Below are 26,040 nucleotides of genomic sequence, written 5' to 3'. Positions count from 1 at the left end.
TATTATTTTGCGCCTTTCGGGCCTTTTGATCCTTTAGAAGCTTTTTTTAAATCATCGCCGCCCGGTAATTTCATTTTTTCTGTCAAAACCGAAAGTTCGTTCAGATCAAAATCGCCTGTTAATGACATCAAAACAGTTTCTTCTTTGCCACTGCCTTCTACAAACATTAACAACTCTTTCACTTGTGAATCAGTCGCACCGGATTTTACATAAATTTTTACGCTTTTTCCTTTCTCGTTGATGCGCATTAATTCTTCTAAAGCAGATGTTTTAACATATTTATCAGATACCAATTTCATCTCATCTGCTTTCTTGTCGTTGGTAGTTACAAATACTTTTAAGTTGTCTAATTTTTTAATCAAATTGACATACTGTTGGGTTTCCTTATCTTCCACTTTCATTTTGCTCAATAAAGTAAACATCTTTTTGTTGACAATTACTGTCGTAATATCGTCTTGATTGTCAAATTTATCAAAAACAGTTTGAGCAAAAATGGTACTCGTTGATAATATTACTACTAATGTTAAAATTAAATTTCTCATGATTTCTTGATTTTTTTTTATTTAAAAACTTTGTTTTTTGATTGTTCGTATTCATTTAAATATTCCATACTCTCGATGCCTTTATTTACACTTTTAGAAATCAAAGCCAAGGCTTTTTGGGTTTCTCTAAAAGCAACTTCAGGATCATCATACGTTCCTAAATCTTCTGATACAGGTTGGTTATAATGATTAAAGGTAAATAAACCCACACTCAACAAAACCGCTACAGACGCTGCAATTGATAACCAAACTACGCTTTTGCGTTTCTTAGTGTTTAACGGAATCGTTGCGATAAACTGCTCTTGTTTTGCTTGTATAGCATAACCGAATATAGGTTTGAATTGTTCCAAATGCTGCGCAACATCTGAAGAAGCAAAATAGTTTTTCAACTCTTTTTCTTCGGCTATAGTGGTTTCTGCTTCGAAGTATTTTTCTAATAATTTTTCTATGTTATCCAATGCCATAATGATGTGTTTTTATCATGTTTTCTCTTATCGTTTTTCTTGCTCTTGACAAAGCCGTGCGAATAGCCGACTCATTCATTTCTAATATCTTGCCAATTTCTTCAAACTCCATTTCTTCAATGTCACGCATTTGAACAATCAATTTTTGTTGTTCTGGCAAGTTATTCATTATTTTTTCTACCCAATTCCAAGTGTCACGATCTTCTACTTTTTGTTGTAAACCGGCTTCTCTGTCGGTGAAATTGTTGTGCACAATCTTCATATTGCTGGCGCGTTTCGACTTTAATTGATCCAAACAATAGTTTTTGGTCATTGTCATTGCGACAGCTTCAACACTTTTGTATTCATCCAGACTTTCATTTTTGTTCCATAATTTCACCAAAACTTCCTGAGTGGCATCTTCTGCTTCTTCCGTACTAACGAGCAATCGCTTCGCCATTCGAAAGACTTTATCCTTAAACGGATTCACGAGTAGCATAAACTCATTTTGGTTCATTGGAACTATCCTTGGTTAATGGTTATAGGGTCAAGACGACTCATAATTTTATTTGTTACAAACAAATTACAATTATTAATCTAAACTTAGTAAATTTACGTTTATTAAATAAAAAGCTGCTATGAAAAACTTATTGAAAACCATTTTTTTGTTATTCCTTTTTGTGCTTCCCTCGGGATGTGAAGATATGGATGACAATGCTGTTCCTAGTGAACTTGCTGTAAAAGACTTTGTTTGGAAAGGCATGAACTTATACTATCTGTGGCAAGAAGACGTCCCTGATTTAGCGGATGACCGATTTGCCAATCAAACTGATTTAAATGATTTTTTAGCAGATTTTGAAACTCCGGAAGGCTTATTTAGTGCTTTACGTGTTAACAATTCCATTGATAGATTTAGTGTAATTTACAGTGATTACGATGTTTTAGAAGGTGTTCTTTCAGGAAACACTTTGAACAATGGAATGGATTATGGTTTAAAGCACATCAATGGCACTACTAATGTATTTGGTTGGGTTAGATATATTATTCCGAATTCTGATGCTGCTACTAAAGACATTCAGCGTGGTGATGTTTTTTATGCAGTTAATGGAATTCCATTGACCGATGATAATTATCGAACACTCTTATTTAGTAGTAATGAAACCTACACGATTAACTTGGCCAGTTATAGTATAGACAGTAATGATTTTGTTACTATTACGCCTAATGGCCAATCCGTTACTTTGACCAAAACGCCATTGGCTGAGAATCCTATTTTATTAAGTACCGTAATCAATCAAGGCGCACACAACGTCGGATATTTGATGTACAACGGTTTTTATTCCAGTTATGAAAACCAATTGAATGCGGCGTTTGGCAATTTTCAAGCACAAAATGTAACTGATTTGGTATTAGATTTGCGCTACAATTCAGGCGGTTCTGTAAGTACAGCTACCAAATTGGCGAGTATGATTACAGGACAATTTACCGGACAACCATTTGCCAAACAACAATGGAATGCCAAAGCACAAGCCTATTTTGAAAGCAACAATCCGGGAAGTTTGACTAACAAATTCGTAGGTGGATTGAATAGCTTAAATCTGAATAAAGTTTACATTTTAACCTCTAATTCTTCGGCCTCGGCAAGTGAATTGGTAATTAATTGTTTGAAACCTTACATTAATGTGGTACAAATTGGTGACACTACTACCGGAAAAAATGTAGGTTCAGTGACTTTATATGATTCACCTACTTTTGCCAAACAAGATGTAAACCCAAGACATAAATATGCCATGCAGCCTATAGTATTGAAAATCGTGGATAAAAATGGTTTTGGCGATTATACTGCCGGAATTATCCCAACGACTTTACTACCGGAAAACTTAGGAAACTTAGGGATTTTAGGCAACGTTGACGAGCCATTATTAAATGCAGCTATCAATCAAATCATTGCTAGTGGCAAACGTTTACCGGAAGTACCAAACTTCATAGAACGCGACTTTACTGATGCCAAAGCAATTAATCCTTTGAGAAGCGAAATGTATGTGGAAAGGAAATAATAAACCCGCGTAGAAAATCAAAAACCTAACCACATGAAATTAAAAATACTCCTTATTTTACTCTTAATTAGCCTCTTAAGTAATGCACAAATAGTGTCGATACCTAATGCAAATTTTAAAGCTATGCTCATATCTGCTAATTATAACAATCAAATAGCTAAAAATTTATTGGGGAATTATTTCAAAATTGATTCAAATAATGATGGTGAAATTCAAGTGAGCGAAGCTTTACAAGTAAGCTATATTTATTTAGAACCTTATAATATTGCTTCAATAGAAGGCATCAATAGCTTTACTAACTTAGTCACTTTTAATTGTACTTCAAACGGCATCGGTTTTTTAACCTTAAATGGTTTGGTAAATCTAGAATCGTTGACGGCAAACTATTGTAACCTTACCGGTTTTTCTATAACAAATTGTCCCAACCTTGAAGCGATTAACTTTAATTATAACTTTCTAACCAATGCCGATTTTAGTTCGTTCACACAATTGCAAAGTATTGGGTGCAACAACAATAATTTAACTTCTATAAATGTATCCGGATTAACCAATATGACTTCTCTGGCCTGTACATATAATCAATTAACGGCCATCGATGTTCAGGGATTAACAAATTTGAATGCTTTGCACTGTAACAACAATCAAATAACCAGTTTAAATTTAGATGGATTGCAAAATTTGCAAAGTGTACAATGTAGCTATAATGCCTTGACATCAATTTCATTAACAGGCTGCAGTTACTTACAATATATTTATGCCAGTTACAATCAATTAACTTTTGTAGATGCGAATCAGTGTACTGCATTGCTAAACCTAAGTTTAATCAATAACACTCCATTAGAAGCCATACTTATAAAAAATGGAAGAACAGAAAATGTAGGTTTAAATGGCAACACCAACATCCGATATGTTTGCTGCGATGATTTTGAAATAAATAGCGTAACCTCTAACGTTAGTCTGTATTCTCCCAATTTTGAAATTAATACGTATTGTACTTTTGTTCCAGGAGGTACTTATTATACGATACAAGGAAATAATCGATTTGATGTCAACAATAATGGCTGTACTGTTTCAGATTCGGTGTACCCAAATTTTAAGATTAACTTCTCACTTGGAAGCATAACCAGTACATTAATACCCAACAGCACCGGAAATTATTCTATTCCGGTCGGCACAGGCACCTTTACGCTAACTCCGATTGGATATAACCCAAACTATTTTAATGTAAGTCCAACAACTGCTACGGTTACATTTCCAACTCAAGCATCGCCTGCTATAAGAAACTTTTGTATTACACCCAATGGAATCCATAAAGATGTAGAGGTTATTTTAATCCCTTTAAATTTTGCCGTTCCTGGTTTTATTGGAAATTACAAATTGGTTTACAAAAACAATGGAAATGTAACTGTCGATGGAACTATAAAATTTAATTACAATACCAATGGAATAGTTCAGAATTTAGTCTCTTCTAATCCAACGGTTTTTAGCTCAAATGCTACTGAAATCATTTGGAATTACAGCAATTTACAACCGTTTGAAACCAGAGAAATACTTTTTTCAATGCAATTGAATTCTCCTTTTCAAATACCACCCGTAAATGCCGACGATCAATTAAATTTAAATGCCGAAATTACTCCTTTGAGTGATGATGAGTTTACCCCAGATAATTATTTCTATCTCAAACAACTGGTCCGTAATTCTTTTGACCCGAATGACAAGACGTGTTTAGAAGGCTCAACAATACCGCCCGATATGGTAGGGAAATATGTTCATTATCTTATTCGTTTTGAAAATACCGGAACAGCAGAAGCTCAAAATATAGTGGTAAAAGATATTATAGACACCAACAGATTTGATGTCAATTCACTGACTCCAATAAGTGGAAGCCATTCATTTGAGACCAGAATATCAAACACCAATAGAGTAGAATTTATCTTTGAAAACATCAATCTGCCTTTTGATGATGCTACTAACGATGGCTATGTGGCTTTTAAAATTAAAACAAAACCAAATTTAGTTGTTGGAAATTCTTTTAGCAATTCAGTCAATATTTATTTTGATTATAATTTTCCCATAGTAACCAACAATTATACAACTACAATTCAAAACCCATTAGAAATTAATCAAAACGAACTTCCAAGTATAAGGTTTTATCCCAACCCGGTTAAAGATATATTACATTTCAATACAACAGAAAATGTAATGAAAATTACAGTATATGATGTTGCCGGAAGAATAGTAAGTTCTAATGCCGTTATTGAAAACAAAATAGATTTAAGTGGCTTGAAAAACGGTAATTACATACTAAAAATAGATACCGAAACCGGAACAATGCATACTAAATTGATTAAAGAATAACTTTTTCACCTCAAAAAATCTTTACACTTCAAAGCAATAAAAACAAAAAAGGCTAACCTCAAAGTTAGCCTTTTCACCACAATTATATAAAGTGTATAACACTACTACAAAACAATGTTCAACCCCAACTTGAAATTTCTTCCTCGAGTGGAGTAACCGATATTTTCCACGAATTCTTCGTTTAAAATATTAGTAACCGAACCAAAAACAGTCAATCGGCTCTTGATTAATTCATATTTTGCTAAAGCATTTACCAATTGGTATGAATCCAATTTCACAATGGTAGTACCAAAAGTATTGCCATCAAAAAACGCGTCGTTTCTAGCATCAAAATATTGGTAATTTACATTGAATAAAGTTCTTGGCGTTGGTTGAAAATCAAGACCTGCATTGACTTTGTGTTTTGGAATCAATCGATCTAATGCTTTGTCCACTTGCGTAAAAGTATAATTGGCATTAACCCTTAATTTAGAAGTCAAATCAAAAGTTACTTCGGTTTCAACTCCTTTGGCTTTGTTTTTCCCATCAATGTTCACATAATAAGCTTCGAACGTATTGTTGTCAAAAAAGAAATCAAACGAATTGGTTTGATCACGATAAAAAGCCACCGCATCCAATTTCACTTTTTTATCAAACAATTGCGTTTCAAAACCTGCTTCAAGTGTTGCATTTTTTTCCGGCGTTAACTCGGCATTGCCATATTCTGAATACAATTGGTACAAACTTGGCGTAATATAAGCCGTGCTATATGAAGCCACTAATTTCAAAGGAAAGCTTGTTTTGAAATTATAAGACGGATTAAAATTGTACACAAAATTATTACCATACGCACTGTGATTGTTCAATCTCGCTCCGGCATTTATGTTCAAACCAAAATCAAAACCATACACCAAAGTCGTGTAACCGTCAAGAATGTTGAACTTTGTCGCTTTCTCATCAATAGTTGAAAACGGAGTTTGCCCCAACATATCATTAAATTGATAATTCACACCCAGAATTACGGTTAAATCTTTGCTGATATTGTATTTGTTAAAACCATCAACAACCACACTTCTCGACTCGTACAAAGAATAATCAGTTGTGCCTGAAAAAGTATTCAATTCACTATAATCACGAGCAATTCTGGTAAAACCAGAGTTGAGCACAAACTCACCTTTGTTGTATTTGAATTTCGGAGAAAAACCAAAACGAACTTGCTCTGAAGTAGTGGTATTCACATTAGTATCATTAAAACCGGTATTGTCAAAAGTTAAGTCAAAGCCATTTTTTAACTTGTCATAGTTTCCAAAGAAATCTAAAGTCAATTTATCAGTCGCTTTATAACCAAACTTAGCAATCACATTTTGTCTTGAAAATCGGTCATCTTCATATTCCACCGATTCGCTTGGCGAAGCAATTTGAGACATATTTCCGGTTTCGGTACTGTTGAATCCGGCAAAGTAATTGACTCTTTTGTAGTTTCCGTTTACCGAAATCCCTTGGTTGAAATCTTGTCCGTTATACTTTTCATTATCAGAAGTATTATTGGAACCAATATTAAGGTAAGCATTGCCTTCAATCACTTTTTTAGTCGATTTTTTTAAAGTGATATTAATCACTCCGGTTGCGGCACCGGTTCCATAAAGTGTACTCGCCGCACCTTTCATGACCTCAATTCTTTCTATTTGTTCTACCGGAAGCAAACGCAAATCATACTCCAAACTAATACCCGAAGCATCTGTCACCGGAATTCCGTCTATCAAGATTAAAACTTGTCTGTTTTTACCACCGCGAATGTAGTACCCTAAGTTTTTCCCATTTGCCGATTGGTTTCCGTTGATTTCAACGCCGGTTACTTGGGATAAAACCGTGGCCAAACTTTGCCCAGACTTTTTCTCTAAATCCTTAGCCGAAATCACTTCTATAATTTTTCCTGATTTTTCTTGGCGCTGCGCAAATTTGGTGTCAGAAATGACCACTTCTTTCAATCGATTCACATTGGTAGAATCCTGTTCTTGCGCATAAGCACAAGTGTTTAGCAAAGCCAAAATAGCTACTGCTCTAACTGTTTTTTTCATTTTTTAATTCAACAATAATTTGATAATCTTGGGAGAAAAGCATAGAATTTACCCATACCCAAACCTTTTGTCCCGAAAGTTTGTTACTCGATGAAATAGGCAGGTCTCCTGGCTTGCGTCTTGTTGTTGACCTTCTCATCCCTATATCGGAACAATGGTGTTGTAGATAACAACAAGCTTGATAGCTTACAGTTGCGGGAACAGCTTTAGATTTAGAATGTTAGATTTTTAGATAATTAGATTTAGATTAATTCCTAATTCGTAATTATCAATTCGTAATTCTTCACTAAATTCCCTTTTAATGCGATTTTGAAAAACAGAAATCGCAACCTTAATTCGGGTGCAAAGGTATAAGAATAAAAGAAACTTGAACAAGAAGTTGTAAAAATTATTTCTCTTTTTTCTTAGAAAACTTGACAATCAACCAAATAAATCCGACCAAAAAGTGAAGTAGAATAATACCGCCAACGAGGTACATAAAAGAATTAGAATTGTCTCTCATGACTTAATTTTTGAGATAAAAATACAATATATCATTATTTGGTTTTGTATCAAATGTTACATGAGATGTAATTGTAAGCAACAATCTTATACTTTTGCAAAAACAATTTGATGAAAACCTTTTATAAAGCCATACTGCTCATATTTATTTCTGTTTTATTTCTGCAATGCAAAAACGATTCGAAATCAGTATCGACTATTTCTCCTGAAAATACCGTCCAATATGCCAAAGGTTTTTCCATTCAAACTTATGATGGCTATTCCGTAGTAACGGTTCAAAACCCTTGGCCAAAAGCTACTAAAACCTATAAATACATTCTTAAAGAAAAAAACGGAATTGTTCCGGACAGTTTGCAACAAAACATTACCATTTCGGTTCCGATTAAAAACATCGTAGTGACTTCCACCACGCATATTCCATCATTGGAAATGTTGAATGAAGAAAATAGCTTAATTGGTTTTCCGCATTTAGATTATATCTCTTCCGAAAAAGTGAGAGCGCGAATTGATGCCGGAAAGGTCAAAGAACTCGGTAATAACCACGATTTAAATACCGAAGTCATTCTCAATTTACAACCCGATGTGATTATCGGTTACGGTATTGACAACAAAAATCCGACTTTAGATAACTTACAAAAAAGTGGTTTGAAAGTCATGCTCAATGGCGATTGGAATGAAGAAACACCCTTAGGCAAAGCCGAATGGATTAAATTTTTCGGAGCGTTATACGGTAAACAAAAAGAAGCCAATAAACTCTTTACCATAATTGAAGAAGATTATCTAAAGACTATCGAGATGGCAAAAATGGCTACCACTACTCCAACTATTTTAGCCGGTGACATGTTTGAAGACCGTTGGTATTTACCCAAAGGTACGAGCTGGGGAAGTTTGTTACTCAAAGAAGCCAAAGGCCATTATTTATGGCAAGAAACCAGCGGAACCGGAAGTTTGTCTTTATCCTTTGAAACCGTTTTTGAAAAAGCTCAAAACGCTGATATTTGGATTACTTCTGGACAATTTGCTACTTTAAAAGAAATGACGGATGTTAATCCACACTACGCGCAGTTTGCCGCATTCAAAAATAAAAATGTATATTCGTTCAGTGGCAAAAAAGGAAAAACAGGCGGGATTTTGTATTATGAATTGGCACCCAACCGACCCGATATTGTGTTGAAAGACATTGTCAAAATTTTACATCCTGACTTGTTGCCAAGTTACCAACCTTTCTTTTTTGAAAAGTTAAAATAGAACCCGGATATACAGATTAAAACCAATTTGAAAACGAATAAAAAAAATAGCCTTCTCTTCACCTTTTTATCCTTGACATTGTTATTGACATTGTTATTGAACATTTCTTTTGGTCAAGTGGCAATTCCGGTGAAAGAAGTTTTCAGAAGCTTGTTTGGTGGTCAAGCCGAAAAGGAAACTTGGGAATACATCATTATGAATTTTAGATTGCCCAAAGCAATTACGGCAACATTAGTTGGTATCGGACTTTCGATTAGTGGTTTGTTAATGCAAACATTATTCAGAAATCCATTGGCCGGACCTTATGTATTGGGTTTAAGTTCGGGTTCCAGTTTGGGCGTTGCTTTTGTAATTCTCGGTGCGGGACTTTTGCCTGCCGTTTTTTCACAATTCTTATTATCGTCATACGGCATCATTTTGGCTTCCTGTTTGGGTAGTTTATTGGTTTTACTAATGATTTTAATCGTTTCCCAACGCTTGCGCGATACGATGTCGATATTGATTGTCGGACTCATGTTCAGCAGTTTTACCGGTGCGATTGTGAGTGTATTTAGTTATTTCAGCACGGCTGAACAATTGCAGAAATACACTTTTTGGTCGATGGGAAGTATAGGCAATTTGTCTTGGCAGAATATTACCGTATTAGGCCTATCGGTATTCATGGGTTTACTATTGAGTTTACTGACTTTAAAAGCTTTAGACGCTTTATTGCTTGGAGAAAATTACGCCAAAAGCATGGGTTTAAACCTAAAAAAATCCAGATACACCATCATTTTTGCCACCAGTATTTTAGCCGGAAGTATTACCGCTTTTGCCGGTCCAATTGCTTTTGTTGGCTTGGCCGTTCCCCATTTAGCTAAACTAATCTTTCAAACCAGTAATCACAAAACCTTATTTTGGAGCACAATATTAATTGGTGCTATTATTATGTTATTTTGTGATATGATTTCTCAAATGCCGGGCTTTGATTTTACTTTACCTATCAATGCCATTACTTCAATTATTGGTGCGCCGGTGGTTATTTGGTTAATCGTCAGAAAAAAAAGCATGACCTAAATGAGTTCCTATAAAACCATATTATCAACGACCAGTTTAAGCATTGGATATCCTGCCAAAAGAGAAAATCATGTCATTGCCGAAAATTTAAATTTGAATTTGGTTGAAGGACAATTGATTTCACTTGTTGGAGCTAATGGCATTGGAAAATCTACTTTATTGCGAACGTTAACCGGCATTCAAAAGCCTTTAAAAGGTGCTGTGCTCTTGCGCGAAAAAAACATTACTGATTTTCAGGCTTTGGAATTGGCGCAAAATTTAAGTTTGGTACTGACCGAGAAATTACCGCCAAACAACCTGACTGTTTTCGAATTAATCGCTTTGGGAAGACAACCTTATACCAATTGGTTAGGAAATCTTTCAGCTGAAGATCATGAAAAAATCAACCAAGCTATTGAATTGACACACATCAAACATTTGGTAACCAAAAAACACCATGAAATCAGTGACGGTCAATTGCAAATTGTGCTCATTGCACGAGCATTGGCACAAGATACACCGCTGATTATTTTGGATGAACCAACGACACATTTGGATTTATTGCACAAAGTTTCGGTTTTTAAACTGTTGAAAAAATTGTCTCAGGAAACCGGAAAATGCATTTTGTTTTCAACACATGACATCGACTTAGCGATTCAATTAAGTGATGAAATGATTGTTATGACGGAAGAAAACGTTGTGCAAGACCAGCCTTGTAACTTAATTACAAAAGGCGTTTTCAATACCCTTTTTAAAGACGACTCCATCACTTTTGACGGTGAAAAAGGAAAGTTTGTGATTAACTAACCGCAGAGTTTACAAAGTTATACGCAAAGTTTGCAGAGTTTCAAAAACTGAATACTAATTACTGACCACTGTGCACTAATAATTGCCTCTTCGCTTCGCCAACCACAAAAGCCACCGAATTGGCAATGTTATAACTGCGGATTAAATTCGACATCGGAATGGTCAAATGATTTTCGAATTGCGCTAAAACTTCTTGACTCAAACCAACACTTTCTTTCCCAAAAACCAACCAATCTTCCTCCTGAAATTCGGCTTCGTAGATCGATTTTGTAGCATGAGAACTCATCAAAAAAACTCTTGATTTATCGGGAATTTGTGCTATCCATTCGTTTACATTTGGATATTCTTTGACTTCTAAATGTACCCAATAATCCAAACCGGAACGCTTTAAGTTTTTATCGGTAATCTCAAAACCATAAGGCTTAATTAAATGCAAGCGGTTTTCAGTTCCAACACATAAACGACCAATATTTCCGGTATTGTTTGGGATTTCGGGTTCGACTAAAACGATGTTTAACATACTTTATTTTTTTGTCATTTCGACGAAAGGAGAAATCTCATCAAATGATTATGAGATTCCTCGTGCCTCGGAATGACAAGGTTACTAAAAAAAACTTTTAACTTCTAAAACTTCACCGGCTTTTAAGTTTTGCAAATGTAGGTTTCCCACGCGAATTCTCACCAATCTTAAAGTCGGAAATCCAACAGCTGCAGTCATTTTTCGCACTTGACGGAATTTGCCCTCGGTTAGCGTTATCGAAACCCAACTGGTTGGTCCATGACGTTCCTCTCGAATTCTCCTGCCTTCGCCTATGGAATCAGGTAACTTGTTTAGGAGTTTGGCTTCGCAATTTTTGGTCGTATAACGAATGCCTTTAAAACCGATTTCTACTCCATTTTTTAATTGTTCAACCGCTTCTTGCGTAATGATGCCGTCAACTTGGGCATAATATTCTTTTTCGATGGTTTGGCTTCTTACGATTTCACTCATCATTCCATCTGTAGTCAATAAAAGTAACCCTTCCGAATCTTCATCCAAACGCCCGATTGCCATGGTGCCTTCGGGGAAATTATAGAGTTCGCCGAGCAGTTTTTTGTGTCGCTTTTTGGCATAAATGAATTGGCTCAAATAACCGTGTGGCTTGTGAATTAGGAAGTGTTGGTGCATGGGTTTTATTTGGAACAAAAATACATTTTTCAATTCCACCATTTCGATTTTATCCTTATTTTTACCAAAAAACATATTCTTTATAATGTCAGAATCTCTATTTATCATCCTTGCTTTTATCATCGCCTTAGCCATTGGAATTTTCTTGGGCAAAACACTTTTCGCCGCCAAATCACAATCGGATAAAGCTTCGTTGGAAGAAAAAATCAATGGTTTATTTCAACAAATTGAGCAACTGAAAAATCAAGTCAACCAAACGGTTCAGGAGCGCGAAAACATTCGCACCGAAAAAGAGGCGTTGGCGATTCAATTGTCCAAAAAAGAAACCGATTTTGAGAATCTTTGGGAACGCAACAAAGAGCAAAAAGACGAGGTTGAAAAACTACAGGAAAAATTTACCAAAGAATTTGAAAATTTGGCCAACAAAATTTTAGAGGAAAAAACCACGAAATTTACCGAGCAAAACAAAGAAAACCTTAAAAATATTTTAACGCCTTTACAAGATAAAATCCAGCTTTTTGAAAAGAAAGTGGAAGACACGCACAAAGAAAGTATCGACTATCATGCTGCGTTACGCCAACAAATATTAGGCTTGCGCGAAATGAACGAGCAGATGAGCAAAGAAACTTTGAACCTAACCAAAGCCTTGAAAGGCGACAGTAAAATGCAAGGCAATTGGGGCGAATTGATTTTAGAAAGAGTACTAGAAAAATCGGGCTTGGAAAAAGGTCGCGAATATGAAGTACAGCAAAGTTTTACTACCGAAGAAGGCAATCGCGTTTTCCCTGACGTCGTGATTAATTTGCCTGATGGCAAGAAAATGGTCGTCGATTCAAAAGTAACTTTGACCGCTTATGAACGTTATATCAATGAAGAAGATGATACTGTAAAAGCTCAATATTTAAAAGAACATGTTATGGCATTGAAACGCCATGTCGACCAATTGAGTGAGAAGAATTATCAGGATTTGTACCAAATGGAAAGTCCGGACTTTGTATTGCTTTTTATTCCGATTGAATCTGCGTTTGCCTTGGCATTGAATGAAGATACTTCACTGTACAACAAAGCTTTTGAGAAGAATATTGTGATTGTTACGCCTTCTACGCTATTGGCAACCTTACGCACAATTGACAGCATGTGGACCAACCAAAAGCAACAAGAAAATGCTTTGGAAATTGCAAGACAAGCCGGAGCTTTGTATGACAAGTTTGAAGGTTTTGTGGGCGATTTGGTGAAAATCGGGAAGAAAATGGACGAAGCCAAAGTCGAGTATCAAGGTGCGATGAATAAGCTAGTTGACGGAAAAGGAAACTTAGTGACCAGCGTTGAAAAATTGAAAAAAATGGGTGCCAAAGCCAAGAAAGCTTTACCCGAAAATATCCTAACCAGAGCTGAAAAAGATGAATGAGAATTATAAAAGTGTAGACACTTCCAAGATTACGATAGCTGAATTGATGTTGCCTTCACACACCAATTTTAGTGGTAAAATTCACGGTGGTTATATCTTGTCTTTGCTAGATCAAATTGCTTTTGCCTGTGCTTCTAAATTCTCCGGTCATTATTGCGTGACGGCTTCGGTCGACACGGTTGATTTTTTGAATCCGATTGAAGTTGGTGAACTCGTAACCATGAAAGCCAGTGTGAATTATGTGGGTAAAAGCTCAATGATTGTTGGTATCCGAGTTGAAGCAGAAAACATCCAATCAGGTGCAATAAAACACTGTAATTCGAGTTACTTTACCATGGTCGCCAAAGATGAAAATGGCAATAATACACCTGTTCCGGGATTGATTTTATCCAACGATGAAGAAATCAGAAGGTTTTGTAATTGCATTAAACATATTGCCCTAAAAAAAGATAAAAATTTACATGAAGAAGTTTTCGATTATAAGTCGGATGCTGCTATAGAAAAACTAAAGAATTATCATGTAAAATTAGCAGGGTTTTAGCGCAAAACTTAAGGTATTCTTATAAAATTTTAAAAAAACCTAATACTAATTATGTAATTGATAGGATATTATATTTTTTTTATTATTTTTGGGTTGCATTTTAAAAAACTTATGAAAAAATATTACCTACTAGCTTCCGTTTTACTAATAGCCGTTACGATTTTTTATTCTTGTTCAGACAACGATGATGAATATACTCCGGTATCTCCTGTTGTGGTTGATTTGACTCAAGTTCCTTATCCTAAGCTATCAGATTACCATTTTTTTGAAGGCGACTTGAAAGACCAAATCCCTTCATTAAATGTTATTCCTTATGAGCCTGCAAGCGTTCTTTTTAGCGATTATGCTCATAAAAAGCGATTTGTATGGATGCCGCCTGGTGCCAAAGCCACTTTTGAAGGTGATGGCAAAATTCTAAACATGCCTGTAGGCTCTGTTTTGATCAAAACTTTTTATTACGACAAAGTACAACCCGGAAATACAGAAATGATCATTGAAACCCGAATCATGATTCGAAAAGATACCGGATGGATTTTTGCTGATTATGTTTGGAATGACGAACAAACTGAAGCCACTTTAGATTTGGCAGGAAGTTACAAACAAATTACTTTCAAGGACGACAATAACATCACTAAAGATGTTAATTACAGAATTCCATCAGAAGTACAATGTATCGTATGTCATAAATTCAAAGAAGAAGTTAACGGTAGCGAAGTAACCCGATACATTCCTATTGGAATTAAACCCCAGAATTTAAATTTCAACTTTAATTACGGAGGTACTTCACAAAATCAATTGACCAAATGGATTGAGCAAGGTTATTTAGAAAACAATTTTACTTTACCAACACCAGAAAATACAACGATTAATTATAACGATACGTCAAAACCTTTGGCATCAAGAGTTCGTTCTTATTTTGATATCAATTGTGCTCATTGTCACAAAGAGCAAGGGCATTGTGATTACAGACCTTTACGCTTAGCGTTTGGAGAAACCGGTGGCACTAACGGACTAACCAATATGGGTGTTTGTGTTCCTACAGAAGATATGCAGGATTTCAATCCGGATCTTAGCAATTTAGTTACACCAGGGAAAATAGATCAATCAATGTTATTTCACCGGGTGAATACTACCAATGAAGCATTCAGAATGCCACTTCACGGACGAACTTTAATTCATGATGAAGGTATTTTACTAATAGAAGAATGGATAAACTCTTTACAAAGTTGTCCGTAAAAATAAACAACAAACAATTTAAACCAACCTTTAATAATGAAAAAAATTACCCTATTTTTTATTTTGCTTTTTGTCGGTAATTTGTCTTTCGCACAAGACAATTGTGCCACGGCACTGCCAATTACTGCCGGAACACATATTATCAGTACAATAAACGGAACACAGTTACCAACTGTAGCATGTTCGTTTTCAAATGCTAATACAACAGCAGCTGAATGGTATTCTTATACACCGACACAGAACTACACCGTAACCGTAACATCAGATTTGATCGAAAACATCTGTAAAGATACCAGATTAAGAATCTACAGCGGAAACTGTACAGTTATGACTTGTGTAGACGCTGACGACGACGACGGTGTAATCACCTGTAATTCGGGAAACAACAATTCTTATCTCTCGAAAATAACATTCAATGCTATCGCAGGAACTACCTACTATATTGTATGGGATAACCGATATGCTTCAACGGGATTTAACTTTCAAGTATCTGAAATCCCTGCCGGATACAACCCTTGTAATTCGGCTGTAGCAGTTAGTGCTGGTACAACGACGGTTAGTGCAATTGACCAAATCAACATCAACACATCATGTTCTTCTGCGGCTTTATCTAAGTGGTATTCTTACACACCAACCGTGAATGCAAGTGTTACTGTTTCTTCTGATTTAGCTGAAAATATCTGTAAAGATACCTTCTTTAGTGTTTATACAGGAAATTGCACCTCAGGATTAACTTGTCTGACTAGTGATGATAATTCAGGTGTTATTACTTGTAATTTTGGCAATACTAATTCTAACTTATCCACTAAAACATTTGATGTAGCAGCAGGTTCAACATACTATATAGTATGGGATAACCGTTGGAGTAACAATGGTTTTAACTTTACAATCACTGAGGTGCCAATCATAGTTCCGGTAAATTATACTACTCAAAATCTTGCGTCATTGAACAGCGGTTTCAATAATTGTATTGTTGACATGAATGGTGATTACAAAGATGATCTTGTAGGAGTTAGTGACAATAACATGAGAGTACATTTTCAAGGGAATGGAGGCACTTTTACTACCACTGACTTTCCAATAACAGGAACAAGTGATATGCCTTATTGGAGTATGGCTGCCGGCGATTATAACAAAGACGGATACAATGATTTACTTCTTGGAAGTGGCGGTGGATTGACTTTTTGGAGATCTAACAATACCGGAACTGCTTACACTAACATCAATCCATCTGATTATATTTTCTGTCAAAGAACCAACTTTGTTGACATCAATAATGACGGAAATTTAGATGCTTTTTCTTGTCACGATGTGGCGCCAAACGTTTACTATATTAACGACGGTAGTGCTAACATGCAATATTACCAATCAGGCACAAGTGGTGCATATATGTTAGGAATTACGCCTAGCGGTGGAAATTATGCTTCTTTATGGACTGATTTTGATAATGATGGTGATTCTGATATGTTCATTTCAAAATGTTCTGGGCCTCCATGTGAAATGCACAGAAATGATGGCAATGGTGTTTTCACTGATGTTTCAGCTTTGGCACAAATTAATGTTACCCCAATCCAAACGTGGTCCTCTGCAATAGCTGATTTTGACAATGATGGTGATATGGATGTAATTATTACTGCAAGTGCAGGAACACACAGATTTTTCAGAAATAACCTTGAATCAAACGGTGGCGTTATAGGAGCTTTTACCAATATCACTGCTGGTTCAGGATGGGATACAAATACCTCAACCAACATAGATAACATCGCTTATGATTTTGACAATGATGGTCGTGTGGATGTTCTTGGTGGTGGTGGTAAAATCATGTTCAACCAAGGAAATAATGTGTTTACTCCGGTCAACTATAGCGGAATCAGTGTTGGAGCTGTAGGAGATTTAAATAACGATGGTTTCATTGATTTCCAAAACGGAACTACTATTCGTTACGCAGTGCCAAACGGTAATAATTGGTTAAAAGTAAACTTCCAAGGAATACAAAGTAACCGCAACGGAATTGGTGCTCGTGTTGAAATTTATGGTCCATGGGGAAAACAAATCAGAGATGTTCGCAGTGGAGAAGGATTCAGATACATGAGTACTTTAAACGCTCATTTCGGTTTAGGTACTGCTAGTACAATCAACCAAGTAATCGTAAGATGGCCATCAGGTATTGTAGATACTTTCAACAATGTCGCTCCAAACCAAGCATTATTAGTGGTAGAAGGTGCAACTCTTGCAACCAATGCTTTTGAAACTTCTGTATTTACCGTTTATCCAAACCCGGTTAAAAGCATCATTAATATTTCAATTAACACTGCTAACCCTGTAGAGTTTAAATTGGCACAGATTTATGATTTAAATGGAAGAATGGTACAAGAAAGTGCTGTTCAAAATCAAAGCATTGTTGTTGACCATTTAGCTACCGGAACTTACATCTTAATGTTAAGAGACACACAAGGAAAAGATTATTCTCAAAAATTCGTTAAAGAATAAACACGCTTTCTTTAATCCATAAAAAAAGTCCTCTTGTTCAAAAACAAGAGGACTTTTTATTTATACTTTTTTTGACGTTTAAAACACTCTTAACAAATTGAATCCGAAGAACACATCGCCTTTGCCCCAATCTCCAGTTGAATTTCCTAAGAAACCTGATTCATGCATACCTTGTGAACTGCTGAAATGCATTTGAAAAACATGCCCACCGGTTTCTAAATCAACACCGATAGAAAGCGGGTCACGAAACTGCGAAGTACTCGAACGGTTTAAATGCGCTGCATAATCAACATTAACAGACCAACGCTTCGCAAATTTATACCTTCCACCCATTCCGATAGCATACTGACTGTTATCTTGGTTGTCATCAATCACAAAATTTTCATGAAAATAAGTTGGAGATAATTGTAAAGACAAACTATTACTAAACTTTCTGGATACCAAAAGCTGGGTCACATAAACCAATCGATTGTCAAATTTCATTTCCGGATAAAGACTTTCTTTTAAAGTGTTGTTAATCGCCAAACTGGTAAAACCGGCAATAGCCACAGGGAAGCCATTCGTCTCTTGGGATTTGAGTAAGAACTTCCCTGAAAAATCATACGCAATTTCACTTCTGGCACCACTAATCGTTAACCAATCATTTAGGCCGTAAACAAATTTCAATTGGGTTACCGCTTGATCTAATCCGTAGAAACCTTCAAAACCGTCTTTGACAGAACCGAATCGGTGCGCCACTATAAAATACAAATCGCCTTTAGCAGCCAATTTAGTAGATTCTAAATTGACAATTTTCAATGCTTTGAAAGCTGATTCTACTTTGCTTTTTCCGGCAGCTGCGGTGTCTATTTCACTCAACAAATCATCTTGGGCAAACATTCCCAAAGGAAGCAATAACAATAACAGTACTTTTTTCATAACTAAATTTCTATTTTATTAAATACAACAATTTTTTTTAAACTTTGGCGAACCCTATTCTACTATGGTACATTGGTCCATTTGAATTTCTTCCAGTAAATCATCAAAACCTACTAATCTTCCTTTTAAATTGATTGAATCCTCAGCTTTAATATTTTCAGGAAGTGCTGTGGTAAATCTGGCTGATAACTTTTCATCAACCGTAATAATTTTATTGACAAAATCAATGTTAGATATCTTTCCCCTTAAAGCTAAAGTTTTGTCTAAATATTTGGCATTAGCCAAACTATCATTGGCGGTAAAGGCATTAAAAATTTCTTTTACTGTAGCCGAATAATTGGCTTCTTCTGTTGCAATATCTCTATGGTCTTGATAAATGTATTTATAAACCCCAAATCCAACCACAATTAAAATAAGTCCTAAAATAAAAACCTTTTTCTTCATAATAACGTTAATTTATAGTATCAATAGGTAAACTTAAGTCATTTTATTTATTAAATTTATTCAAAAAAAATTAAAATCATGAAAAAGAACACCATCTTAATTTCCTTTTTATTCCTCGGCACAGTTCTTGTCAGCAGTTGTAGCAATGATTCATCGGCTGATTTATCAGGCATAGACGAACTTGATGAAGTGACTTACACTAATACCGTAAAAAGTATAATTGACAACAACTGTATCATGTGTCATGCCGCAACGCCGGTAAACGGAGCGCCTATGTCTTTAACAACATACGAGAATGTTAAACAAGCGGTTCTTAACCGAGGATTATTAAACCGAATATCAAGAGAACAAGGTTCGCCGGGAATGATGCCTAATGGTGGAACACGTTTGCCACAAGTTGTAATCGATCAAGTTTCCACATGGGCCAATCAAGGTTTAATCGAATAAATTATGGTTATGAAAAAAATATTGTTTTATGGATTGTTGTTAGTTACGGCACAAAATTTTGCCCAAACTAAACTGGTAACCAAAACCGGAAAAATTACTTTTGAAGCTTCAGTACCTGCATTTGAAGAAGTAAAAGCTAAAAACGAGGCCGTTACTTGTATTTTAAATACGGAAACGGGAGAAATTGCCAGCTTGGCTTTGATGAAAGGATTTCGCTTTAAAGTAGCTTTGATGGAAGAACATTTCAACGAAAACTATGTGGAAAGCGATAAATTCCCAAAATCAACTTTTAAAGGAAAAATAGATAACTTTGATTTGAGCAAACTTACCGCAACCGCCAAAGAATATACCATCAAAGGAAAACTCGAACTGCACGGTAAATCAAAAGACATTGTTGTCACCGCCAAAATTAAAAAAACCGATGCCGGTGTAGAAATAGATTCTAATTTCTCTGTAAACACTGATGATTACGGTATTGAAATTCCGAGTGTTGTCAGTAAAAAACTCACCAAGAAAGTAGCCGTAACTTTAGATGTTACTCTTAAATAAAAAAAATCTCCTGAATCATCAGGAGATTTTTTTTTATATTTCTTTTTCCATCACAAAATCATCCATTACATAACCGCTACCAATATCGATTACTTCTTCTTCAATAATGTCAAAGCCCAACTTCATATAAAAATGTTGCGCCGAATTGTATTTGTTAACATTTAAAAAAATGGCTGTGTTATGTTGTCTTTTGGCTTCATCAGCAATAAAATCCAATAAAATCTTACCGGTGCCTTTCCCTTGTTGGGTTGACAAAACATAAATTTTGTGAATCTTAGTCTTTTTTGTTCTATTACAATCGAACTCATAAGAAGCAAATCCAACTGAAATATCATTCTCTTTGGCTACAATAAACTGATGTTGTTTTTCATTCGCCTGCCTTTGCAAAGCTTCAATACTGTACATCATGTCCATCATATAATCGAGTTGGGCTTGGCTCAAAATTGAACCATACGTTTTAGGCCAAACTTCTTGGGCAATGGCTCTAACATCCGTAAAACTATAATCCGAATTGTTTTGAATAACTATCATTGATTATTTTTTAAACGCAGATTCGTAGGTTTTAATCCAATCCTCGACAGAAATTTTCTGGGTTAATTCGGCTATTAAATCATACGGAATGTCATCAAACTTTTTGAAACGCACACAACTTTTTCCCATATCGAGTTTGTATTTACAACGCTGAGTGTATTCCGCCACAAACCAATCGTACAAATTTTTATCCGCATAAATACCCATATGGTAAAAAGCCACAAAGTTTTTTTGCGAAGCCATACCCATAAATGGCAACGGATCTTTTGGATTACAATGATAGCCATTCGGGTAAATAGAATGTGGAACTGAGTAACCCATCATCCCATAACCCATCATTTCTTCAAAGCCTTTGGGAAGATTTTCTATAATTGTTTTTCGGAGTTTTTGAATCACTTCTTTTCGGTCTGAAGGCAACTCATTAATGTATTCCTCCACGGTTAGCGCTTTTGATTGCATGGTTACATATTTTGTTTCTCAAAAATAGAAATAATTTTATAGATTTACGTATTGATTTTTATTACAAAGCGATGTCCAAAAGCGAACTCAGAAAAGACAAAACGTGCTTGAATTGCCGTTACGTTGTTGAAAATAAATTTTGTCCCAATTGTGGTCAGGAAAACACCGATACCCGTAAAACTTTTGTACAACTGTTTGTGCATTTTTTTGAAGACCTAACCCATTACGAAAACTCCTTTTGGAAAACCATCAGGAACCTAATGTTTAAGCCTTCGTCGTTAACCAAAGAATACCTTTCAGGTAAGCGAATGTCATATCTTGCGCCTATTCGGCTGTACATTTTTATCAGTTTTGTGACTTTCTTTCTTTTTTCTGTTATTCCCGATAGTCCGAGCGATGAAACTGTTAAGGTCAATGAGAATCAAGCCAAGCCGATGGAGCAAATAATCGTTACTGAAGCAGATTCGATTAACAAAGCGAAAGACAACCTTGAAAAAAAGAAATGGATAGCCGATATGGAAAAAAATGGCTATATCGATAAAAAAGTTGCCGATACACTCCAAAAAACTATTGATGACAAAAAAGCGCCAACTGACGGTAGTGATTATATGAATTTCGGTTACCGATCTGTGGAGCATTTAGATTCCATTCAAAAATTTGGCAAAGCCGACGAAAAACTGAATGGTTTTGAATATTGGGTGAATAAAAAAATCCTGATGGTCAAAAAAGGGAGAACACAAAAAGAAGTTTATGACAAAGTAACCGAATCATTTATCCACAATATTCCGAAAGCATTATTCATTTATATGCCTTTATTTGCCTTCGTACTTTGGCTATTTCAAGATAAAAAAAGATGGTATTATTTTGACCATGGTATTTTCACTTTACATTATTTTTCCTTTTTGTTATTGGCTTCCTTAATTCTCGAATTATTTAATTTCTTTGTTGGATTGATGGGAAATAATTCGATTACTAACGGTATCATTTATATGATTGACACGATCATTATTGTATATATGCTTTATTATTTTTTTCCGGCGCACCATCGTTTTTACGAGCAAAGTAGGATAAAAACAATTATCAAAGGTATCTTGATGTTCTTTATCAATATGATTATCCTAACCTTTATATTAGTTGGGCTTTTTTTCTATTCGTTTATTAACATTCATTAATTATGACAAAAAAAATAATGCTCTCATCACTATTGATTGTTGCCTTCTTTATAGGTTGCAACGTTCAAAAAGAAGCGGTAAAAAAAACTTCGGAACCTAAAATTAATTTGGGTCTCGGAACATATATTAATACTATTTCAACCGAAAGTTTACGCACTAATTTAACCTATATCGCTTCCGACGAAACCGAAGGCCGTGAAACCGGTAGTGCCGGACAAAAAAAGGCCGGAAAATTCATGATTGATTTCTATAAAAAGAACGGCGTGTCTTTTCCGAAAGGCGCTAAAGATTATTACCAAACCGTTCCCGCAGTTTTTTTAAATGCAAAACGAAATGAAAACTTACCCGATTCGGAGAATATTTGGGCTTTCATAGAAGGTTCCGAAAAACCAGAGGAGATTGTGGTGATCTCAGCCCATTACGACCACGTAGGTGTTAAAAATGGAGAAGTTTACAACGGTGCCGATGATGACGGTTCGGGAACTGTTGCTTTAATGGAAATGGCGGTGGCTTTTCAAAAAGCCAAAAACGAAGGTCATGGTCCAAAGCGTTCTATCCTAATCTTGCATGTAACCGGTGAAGAACATGGTTTACACGGTTCGCGCTATTATGCCGAGAATCCTTTATTTCCTTTGATCAATACGGTTGCCGATGTTAATATTGATATGATAGGTCGCCGCGATGATTTGCACAAAGACAGTAACAATTATATTTATGTAATTGGTTCCGATTATTTATCGACTGACCTGTACAACATTTGCGAAAGCGTGAATAAAGAATATACCAAACTTGACTTAGACTATAAATACAACGATAAAAAAGACCCCAACCGTTTTTATTATCGTTCTGATCATTACAATTTTGCCAAAAACGGAATTCCATCAGTATTCCTTTTTAACGGTACACATGCCGATTACCACAAAGCCTCAGATGAAGTCAGTAAAATAGAGTTTGATGCACTAACCAAACGCACCCAATATGCTTTTGCTATTGCTTGGGAAATTGCCAATAGAAAAGACCGACTAATTGTAGACAAAAAAGAGTAACAATTAGTCGGTCTTAAAAGACTTTTTTGAAAATTTAGTCTAAAGCTGCCAAATATCTTTCAGCATCTAAAGCTGCCATACAACCTGTTCCAGCTGCAGTAATCGCTTGACGATACACATGATCGGCAGCATCACCGGCTACAAAAACACCGGCAACATTGGTTTTAGAAGTTCCCGGAACATTGATAATGTAACCGGTTTCGTCCAACGTAATGTATTCGGCAAAAATGTCTGTATTGGGTTTGTGACCAATCGCTACGAAGAAACCGGTTGCCGGAATCGTAATTTCTTCACCTGTTGTTTTATTCAACGCTTTTACTTCATTTACCACTTGGCCGTCACCAATCACCTCAACGGTATCGTGGTTCATTAATATCGTAATATTTTCTGTTTTGCGTACTCTTTCTTCCATGATTTTTGAAGCTCTGAATTTCTCACTTCTAACCAACATGGTTACTTTTTTACAAAGTTTTGATAAATAATGCGCTTCCTCACAAGCCGAATCTCCGGCTCCAACAATCACTACCTCTTGGTTTCTGTAAAAGAACCCGTCACAAACCGCACAAGCAGAAACACCGCCACCGGTTTGTAAATAATGTTGTTCAGAAGGCAATCCTAAATATTTAGCCGAAGCTCCGGTAGAAATAATTACCGTTTCAGCGTGTAGTTCAATGGTATCGTTAATCCACACTTTGTGAATTGGTCCCGAAAAATCAACTTTGGTGGCCCAACCGTCACGAACGTCAGTTCCGAAACGTTTGGCTTGTTCTTGCAATTGTACCATCATTTCCGGACCGGTTACCCCATCAGGATAACCCGGAAAATTTTCTACTTCATTGGTGGTGGTTAATTGTCCACCAGGTTGTGTTCCTTGGTAAAGCACCGGATTCATATTAGCTCTGGCGGCATAAATAGCGGCGGTATAGCCCGCAGGACCTGAACCAATTATAAGGCATTTAATTTTTTCTATAGTATCTGACATGATTTATGTTTTATTTCGTTTGCAAAGGTAACTCAATAAAATGAAAAATTAAATCTCCTCAAATCATAAAAAGCTATCAAAAAATAATTTTATATTATGCTTTGAAAAATAAATAATAGCATTATATTTGCACTCGCTTTCGGGGTGTAGCGTAGCCCGGTTATCGCGCCTGCTTTGGGAGCAGGAGGCCGCAGGTTCGAATCCTGCCACCCCGACCAGTAAATCCTTTCTGTTGCAAAACAGAAGGGATTTTTTATTTCAAATGAATTCAGGTTTACCTGAAAATTCATTTAAAATAAAAAAGACCAGCAGTTTGTCAAAACTGCTTAAGGATTTACTTGTAATAGAGTCCTATCTCAGGATATCCAATCCTGCACAGAGAATACCTCAACTCGTTGAAGGTATTATTAAAATGAAAAATAATTTGAATGGAACATTCAAAAGGATTTACTTGTAATAGAGCTCTATCTCAGAATAGGTAATCCTGCTAAAACTACTCAATTTCTTAAAGTCTCCTACTCCTTTTTCCCTTTCTCTATTTTCTTTTCTCTTTTCTCTAAAAAATCAAATTCTCTTCCGATATAATTTCTATTTTTGTTCTCAGTAAAAATAACACAACAACATATGCTGATTATCGGAATTGCCGGAGGAACAGGAAGTGGAAAAACAACCGTAGTTCACCAAATCATGAATGAATTACCCGAAACGGAAGTCGGGGTCATTTCTCAAGACTCTTATTACAAGGTAAACAATAACCTAAGTTTTGAAGAAAGAGCCTTAATCAATTTTGATCATCCTCGCGCCATCGATTTTGACCTTTTGGTACAACACTTAAAAGATCTAAAAGCAGGCAAAACCATTGAGCAACCGGTGTATTCCTTCATCACGCACAACAGAACCGATGACAGTATTGTTACACATCCTAGAAAAGTAATGATTGTTGAAGGAATTTTAATCTTAACCAATCCTGAACTTCGTGATTTATTTGACGTCAAAGTATTTGTGCACGCCGATTCTGATGAACGTTTAATCCGAAGACTAAAAAGAGACATCGCCGAACGCGGACGTGATATGGAAGAAGTATTAAATCGTTACCAAACGACTTTAAAACCAATGCACCAACAGTTTATTGAACCAACCAAAGTGTTTGCCGATATCATCATTCCAAACGATAAATACAATACGGTTGCCATTGATGTGGTTCGTGCCGTAATCAACCAAAGAATTACCTAAAAAAACCATACATGAGCTTCTTTAAAAACCTAACCGATAACTATCCTATCCTGAAAATTTTGGGAAACCGATATGTTATAGTGTTGTGTTTTTTTATCGTGTGGATGCTTTTTATAGACAATACTTCCTATATGGAACAACGAGTGTTGAACAAACAACTCGACGAATTAGAAGACAACAAAAAATACTATCAGGACGAAATCAGAAAAGACCAAGAGAACATCAAACTCCTCAAAAATCCTGACCAGATTGAAAAATACGCCCGCGAAAAATACTATATGAAACGCGACAGCGAAGACGTTTACATCATCGAATTTGAGGAAGATTCTCTGAAAGAAGAACAATCCAAGTCAAAATCTTTATAACTG

General features: G+C 35.7%; 26 protein-coding genes, 1 tRNA gene and 1 riboswitch. Of the genes, 16 read left to right on the top strand and 11 right to left on the bottom strand.

The annotated features are described in order from the left end of the window. Positions 1-2: 2 nt before the first annotated feature. The 3 genes from C8C84_RS09275 to C8C84_RS09265 are packed head-to-tail and all read right to left on the bottom strand — an operon-like array spanning position 3 to position 1,502. Positions 3-542 carry a DUF4252 domain-containing protein gene (locus tag C8C84_RS09275; RefSeq protein ID WP_121313316.1) on the bottom strand — a complete coding sequence of 180 codons (540 nt, stop codon included), beginning with the start codon at positions 540-542 and terminating at the stop codon, positions 3-5. A gap of 17 nt (positions 543-559) precedes the next feature. Next, the gene (locus C8C84_RS09270; RefSeq protein ID WP_121313314.1) at positions 560-1,006 is read right to left on the bottom strand and encodes a hypothetical protein; all 447 of its coding nucleotides are present in this window, start codon (positions 1,004-1,006) and stop codon (positions 560-562) included. After that, positions 993-1,502 carry an RNA polymerase sigma factor gene (locus tag C8C84_RS09265; RefSeq protein WP_121313311.1) on the bottom strand — a complete coding sequence of 170 codons (510 nt, stop codon included), beginning with the start codon at positions 1,500-1,502 and terminating at the stop codon, positions 993-995. Before C8C84_RS09265 ends, C8C84_RS09270 begins: the two co-directional genes overlap by 14 nt. Before the next feature lie 121 nt (positions 1,503-1,623). On the opposite strand from C8C84_RS09265, the gene C8C84_RS09260 reads away from it, so the two are divergent. After that, positions 1,624-3,042: a S41 family peptidase gene (locus C8C84_RS09260; protein ID WP_121313309.1), complete on the top strand. Its 1,419-nt coding sequence runs from the start codon at positions 1,624-1,626 to the stop codon at positions 3,040-3,042. Between the two features lie 123 nt (positions 3,043-3,165). Then, complete coding sequence (locus C8C84_RS09255) at positions 3,166-5,400, top strand: T9SS type A sorting domain-containing protein (RefSeq protein ID WP_158592562.1); 2,235 nt, start codon at positions 3,166-3,168, stop codon at positions 5,398-5,400. 104 nt (positions 5,401-5,504) lie between these two features. On the opposite strand, the gene C8C84_RS09250 is transcribed toward C8C84_RS09255, so the two are convergent. After that, complete coding sequence (locus tag C8C84_RS09250; RefSeq protein ID WP_121313305.1) at positions 5,505-7,457, bottom strand: TonB-dependent siderophore receptor; 1,953 nt, start codon at positions 7,455-7,457, stop codon at positions 5,505-5,507. Positions 7,458-7,537: 80 nt separating this feature from the next. Beyond that, a riboswitch (cobalamin riboswitch) is annotated at positions 7,538-7,806 on the bottom strand. 263 nt (positions 7,807-8,069) lie between these two features. On the opposite strand from C8C84_RS09250, the gene C8C84_RS09245 reads away from it, so the two are divergent. Genes C8C84_RS09245 through C8C84_RS09235 form a run of 3 tightly spaced genes read left to right on the top strand, consistent with a single transcriptional unit; the run spans position 8,070 to position 11,048 of the window. Beyond that, entirely contained in the window at positions 8,070-9,206 is a 1,137-nt protein-coding gene (locus C8C84_RS09245) for an ABC transporter substrate-binding protein (protein WP_121313303.1), read from the top strand. Between the two features lie 27 nt (positions 9,207-9,233). After that, positions 9,234-10,262 (top strand): iron ABC transporter permease, encoded by a 1,029-nt coding sequence (locus tag C8C84_RS09240; protein WP_121313301.1) that lies wholly within the window; start codon positions 9,234-9,236, stop codon positions 10,260-10,262. Then, positions 10,263-11,048 carry an ABC transporter ATP-binding protein gene (locus C8C84_RS09235; protein WP_121313299.1) on the top strand — a complete coding sequence of 262 codons (786 nt, stop codon included), beginning with the start codon at positions 10,263-10,265 and terminating at the stop codon, positions 11,046-11,048. Positions 11,049-11,106: 58 nt separating this feature from the next. On the opposite strand, the gene C8C84_RS09230 is transcribed toward C8C84_RS09235, so the two are convergent. After that, positions 11,107-11,568, bottom strand: a complete 462-nt coding sequence (locus tag C8C84_RS09230) for a tRNA (cytidine(34)-2'-O)-methyltransferase (RefSeq protein WP_121313297.1) — start codon at positions 11,566-11,568, stop codon at positions 11,107-11,109. A gap of 84 nt (positions 11,569-11,652) precedes the next feature. After that, entirely contained in the window at positions 11,653-12,216 is a 564-nt protein-coding gene (locus C8C84_RS09225) for a pseudouridine synthase (RefSeq protein WP_121315020.1), read from the bottom strand. Positions 12,217-12,301: 85 nt separating this feature from the next. Here C8C84_RS09225 and rmuC point away from each other — a divergent pair, with 85 nt between their 5' ends. From rmuC to C8C84_RS09205, 4 genes are all read left to right on the top strand, one after another. Beyond that, a complete protein-coding gene (gene rmuC / locus C8C84_RS09220; protein ID WP_121313295.1) occupies positions 12,302-13,624 on the top strand; it encodes a DNA recombination protein RmuC in 1,323 nt (440 codons plus the stop codon). Then, positions 13,617-14,165 (top strand): acyl-CoA thioesterase, encoded by a 549-nt coding sequence (locus C8C84_RS09215; RefSeq protein ID WP_121313293.1) that lies wholly within the window; start codon positions 13,617-13,619, stop codon positions 14,163-14,165. The genes rmuC and C8C84_RS09215 overlap by 8 nt, the downstream gene beginning before the upstream one ends. Before the next feature lie 111 nt (positions 14,166-14,276). Then, a complete protein-coding gene (locus tag C8C84_RS09210; protein WP_121313291.1) occupies positions 14,277-15,401 on the top strand; it encodes a hypothetical protein in 1,125 nt (374 codons plus the stop codon). A gap of 36 nt (positions 15,402-15,437) precedes the next feature. Beyond that, the gene (locus C8C84_RS09205) at positions 15,438-17,891 is read left to right on the top strand and encodes an FG-GAP-like repeat-containing protein (RefSeq protein ID WP_121313289.1); all 2,454 of its coding nucleotides are present in this window, start codon (positions 15,438-15,440) and stop codon (positions 17,889-17,891) included. Positions 17,892-17,969: 78 nt separating this feature from the next. Here C8C84_RS09205 and C8C84_RS09200 read toward each other — a convergent pair whose 3' ends face one another. Beyond that, positions 17,970-18,809, bottom strand: coding sequence for a DUF5777 family beta-barrel protein (locus C8C84_RS09200; RefSeq protein WP_121313287.1), 840 nt, complete (start codon positions 18,807-18,809; stop codon positions 17,970-17,972). 54 nt (positions 18,810-18,863) lie between these two features. After that, positions 18,864-19,253 carry a hypothetical protein gene (locus C8C84_RS09195; protein ID WP_121313285.1) on the bottom strand — a complete coding sequence of 130 codons (390 nt, stop codon included), beginning with the start codon at positions 19,251-19,253 and terminating at the stop codon, positions 18,864-18,866. A 78-nt stretch (positions 19,254-19,331) separates the two neighbouring features. Here C8C84_RS09195 and C8C84_RS09190 point away from each other — a divergent pair, with 78 nt between their 5' ends. Both C8C84_RS09190 and C8C84_RS09185 read left to right on the top strand, forming a co-directional pair. Beyond that, entirely contained in the window at positions 19,332-19,700 is a 369-nt protein-coding gene (locus C8C84_RS09190; protein WP_121313283.1) for a hypothetical protein, read from the top strand. Between the two features lie 9 nt (positions 19,701-19,709). Further along, complete coding sequence (locus C8C84_RS09185) at positions 19,710-20,249, top strand: YceI family protein (protein ID WP_121313281.1); 540 nt, start codon at positions 19,710-19,712, stop codon at positions 20,247-20,249. Between the two features lie 33 nt (positions 20,250-20,282). Here the strand turns inward: C8C84_RS09185 and C8C84_RS09180 are convergent, their stop codons facing one another. Both C8C84_RS09180 and C8C84_RS09175 read right to left on the bottom strand, forming a co-directional pair. Continuing rightward, positions 20,283-20,780, bottom strand: coding sequence for a GNAT family N-acetyltransferase (locus tag C8C84_RS09180; RefSeq protein WP_121313279.1), 498 nt, complete (start codon positions 20,778-20,780; stop codon positions 20,283-20,285). A gap of 3 nt (positions 20,781-20,783) precedes the next feature. Further along, on the bottom strand, positions 20,784-21,239 hold the full coding sequence (locus tag C8C84_RS09175; RefSeq protein ID WP_121313277.1) for a DUF1801 domain-containing protein: 456 nt from the start codon (positions 21,237-21,239) through the stop codon (positions 20,784-20,786). 71 nt (positions 21,240-21,310) lie between these two features. On the opposite strand from C8C84_RS09175, the gene C8C84_RS09170 reads away from it, so the two are divergent. Both C8C84_RS09170 and C8C84_RS09165 read left to right on the top strand, forming a co-directional pair. Continuing rightward, a complete protein-coding gene (locus C8C84_RS09170) occupies positions 21,311-22,411 on the top strand; it encodes a DUF3667 domain-containing protein (RefSeq protein ID WP_121315019.1) in 1,101 nt (366 codons plus the stop codon). A 2-nt stretch (positions 22,412-22,413) separates the two neighbouring features. After that, positions 22,414-23,457, top strand: coding sequence for a M28 family peptidase (locus tag C8C84_RS09165; RefSeq protein ID WP_233549765.1), 1,044 nt, complete (start codon positions 22,414-22,416; stop codon positions 23,455-23,457). Positions 23,458-23,491: 34 nt separating this feature from the next. On the opposite strand, the gene trxB is transcribed toward C8C84_RS09165, so the two are convergent. Then, complete coding sequence (trxB, locus tag C8C84_RS09160) at positions 23,492-24,439, bottom strand: thioredoxin-disulfide reductase (protein WP_121313275.1); 948 nt, start codon at positions 24,437-24,439, stop codon at positions 23,492-23,494. A 140-nt stretch (positions 24,440-24,579) separates the two neighbouring features. Between trxB and C8C84_RS09155 the strand changes: the two genes are divergently transcribed. The 3 genes from C8C84_RS09155 to C8C84_RS09140 all read left to right on the top strand — a co-directional run bounded on the left by C8C84_RS09155 (position 24,580) and on the right by C8C84_RS09140 (position 26,037). Continuing rightward, positions 24,580-24,657: transfer RNA gene (locus tag C8C84_RS09155), tRNA-Pro, on the top strand. Between the two features lie 406 nt (positions 24,658-25,063). Continuing rightward, entirely contained in the window at positions 25,064-25,672 is a 609-nt protein-coding gene (gene udk / locus C8C84_RS09145; protein WP_121313271.1) for a uridine kinase, read from the top strand. Between the two features lie 11 nt (positions 25,673-25,683). Further along, positions 25,684-26,037, top strand: a complete 354-nt coding sequence (locus tag C8C84_RS09140) for a septum formation initiator family protein (RefSeq protein WP_121313269.1) — start codon at positions 25,684-25,686, stop codon at positions 26,035-26,037. Positions 26,038-26,040 lie beyond the last annotated feature (3 nt).

The organism is Flavobacterium sp. 102, from assembly GCF_003634615.1.
In the GTDB taxonomy this organism is placed as follows: Bacteria; Bacteroidota; Bacteroidia; order Flavobacteriales; family Flavobacteriaceae; genus Flavobacterium.
This window is presented reverse-complemented; position numbering and strand designations above follow the sequence as displayed.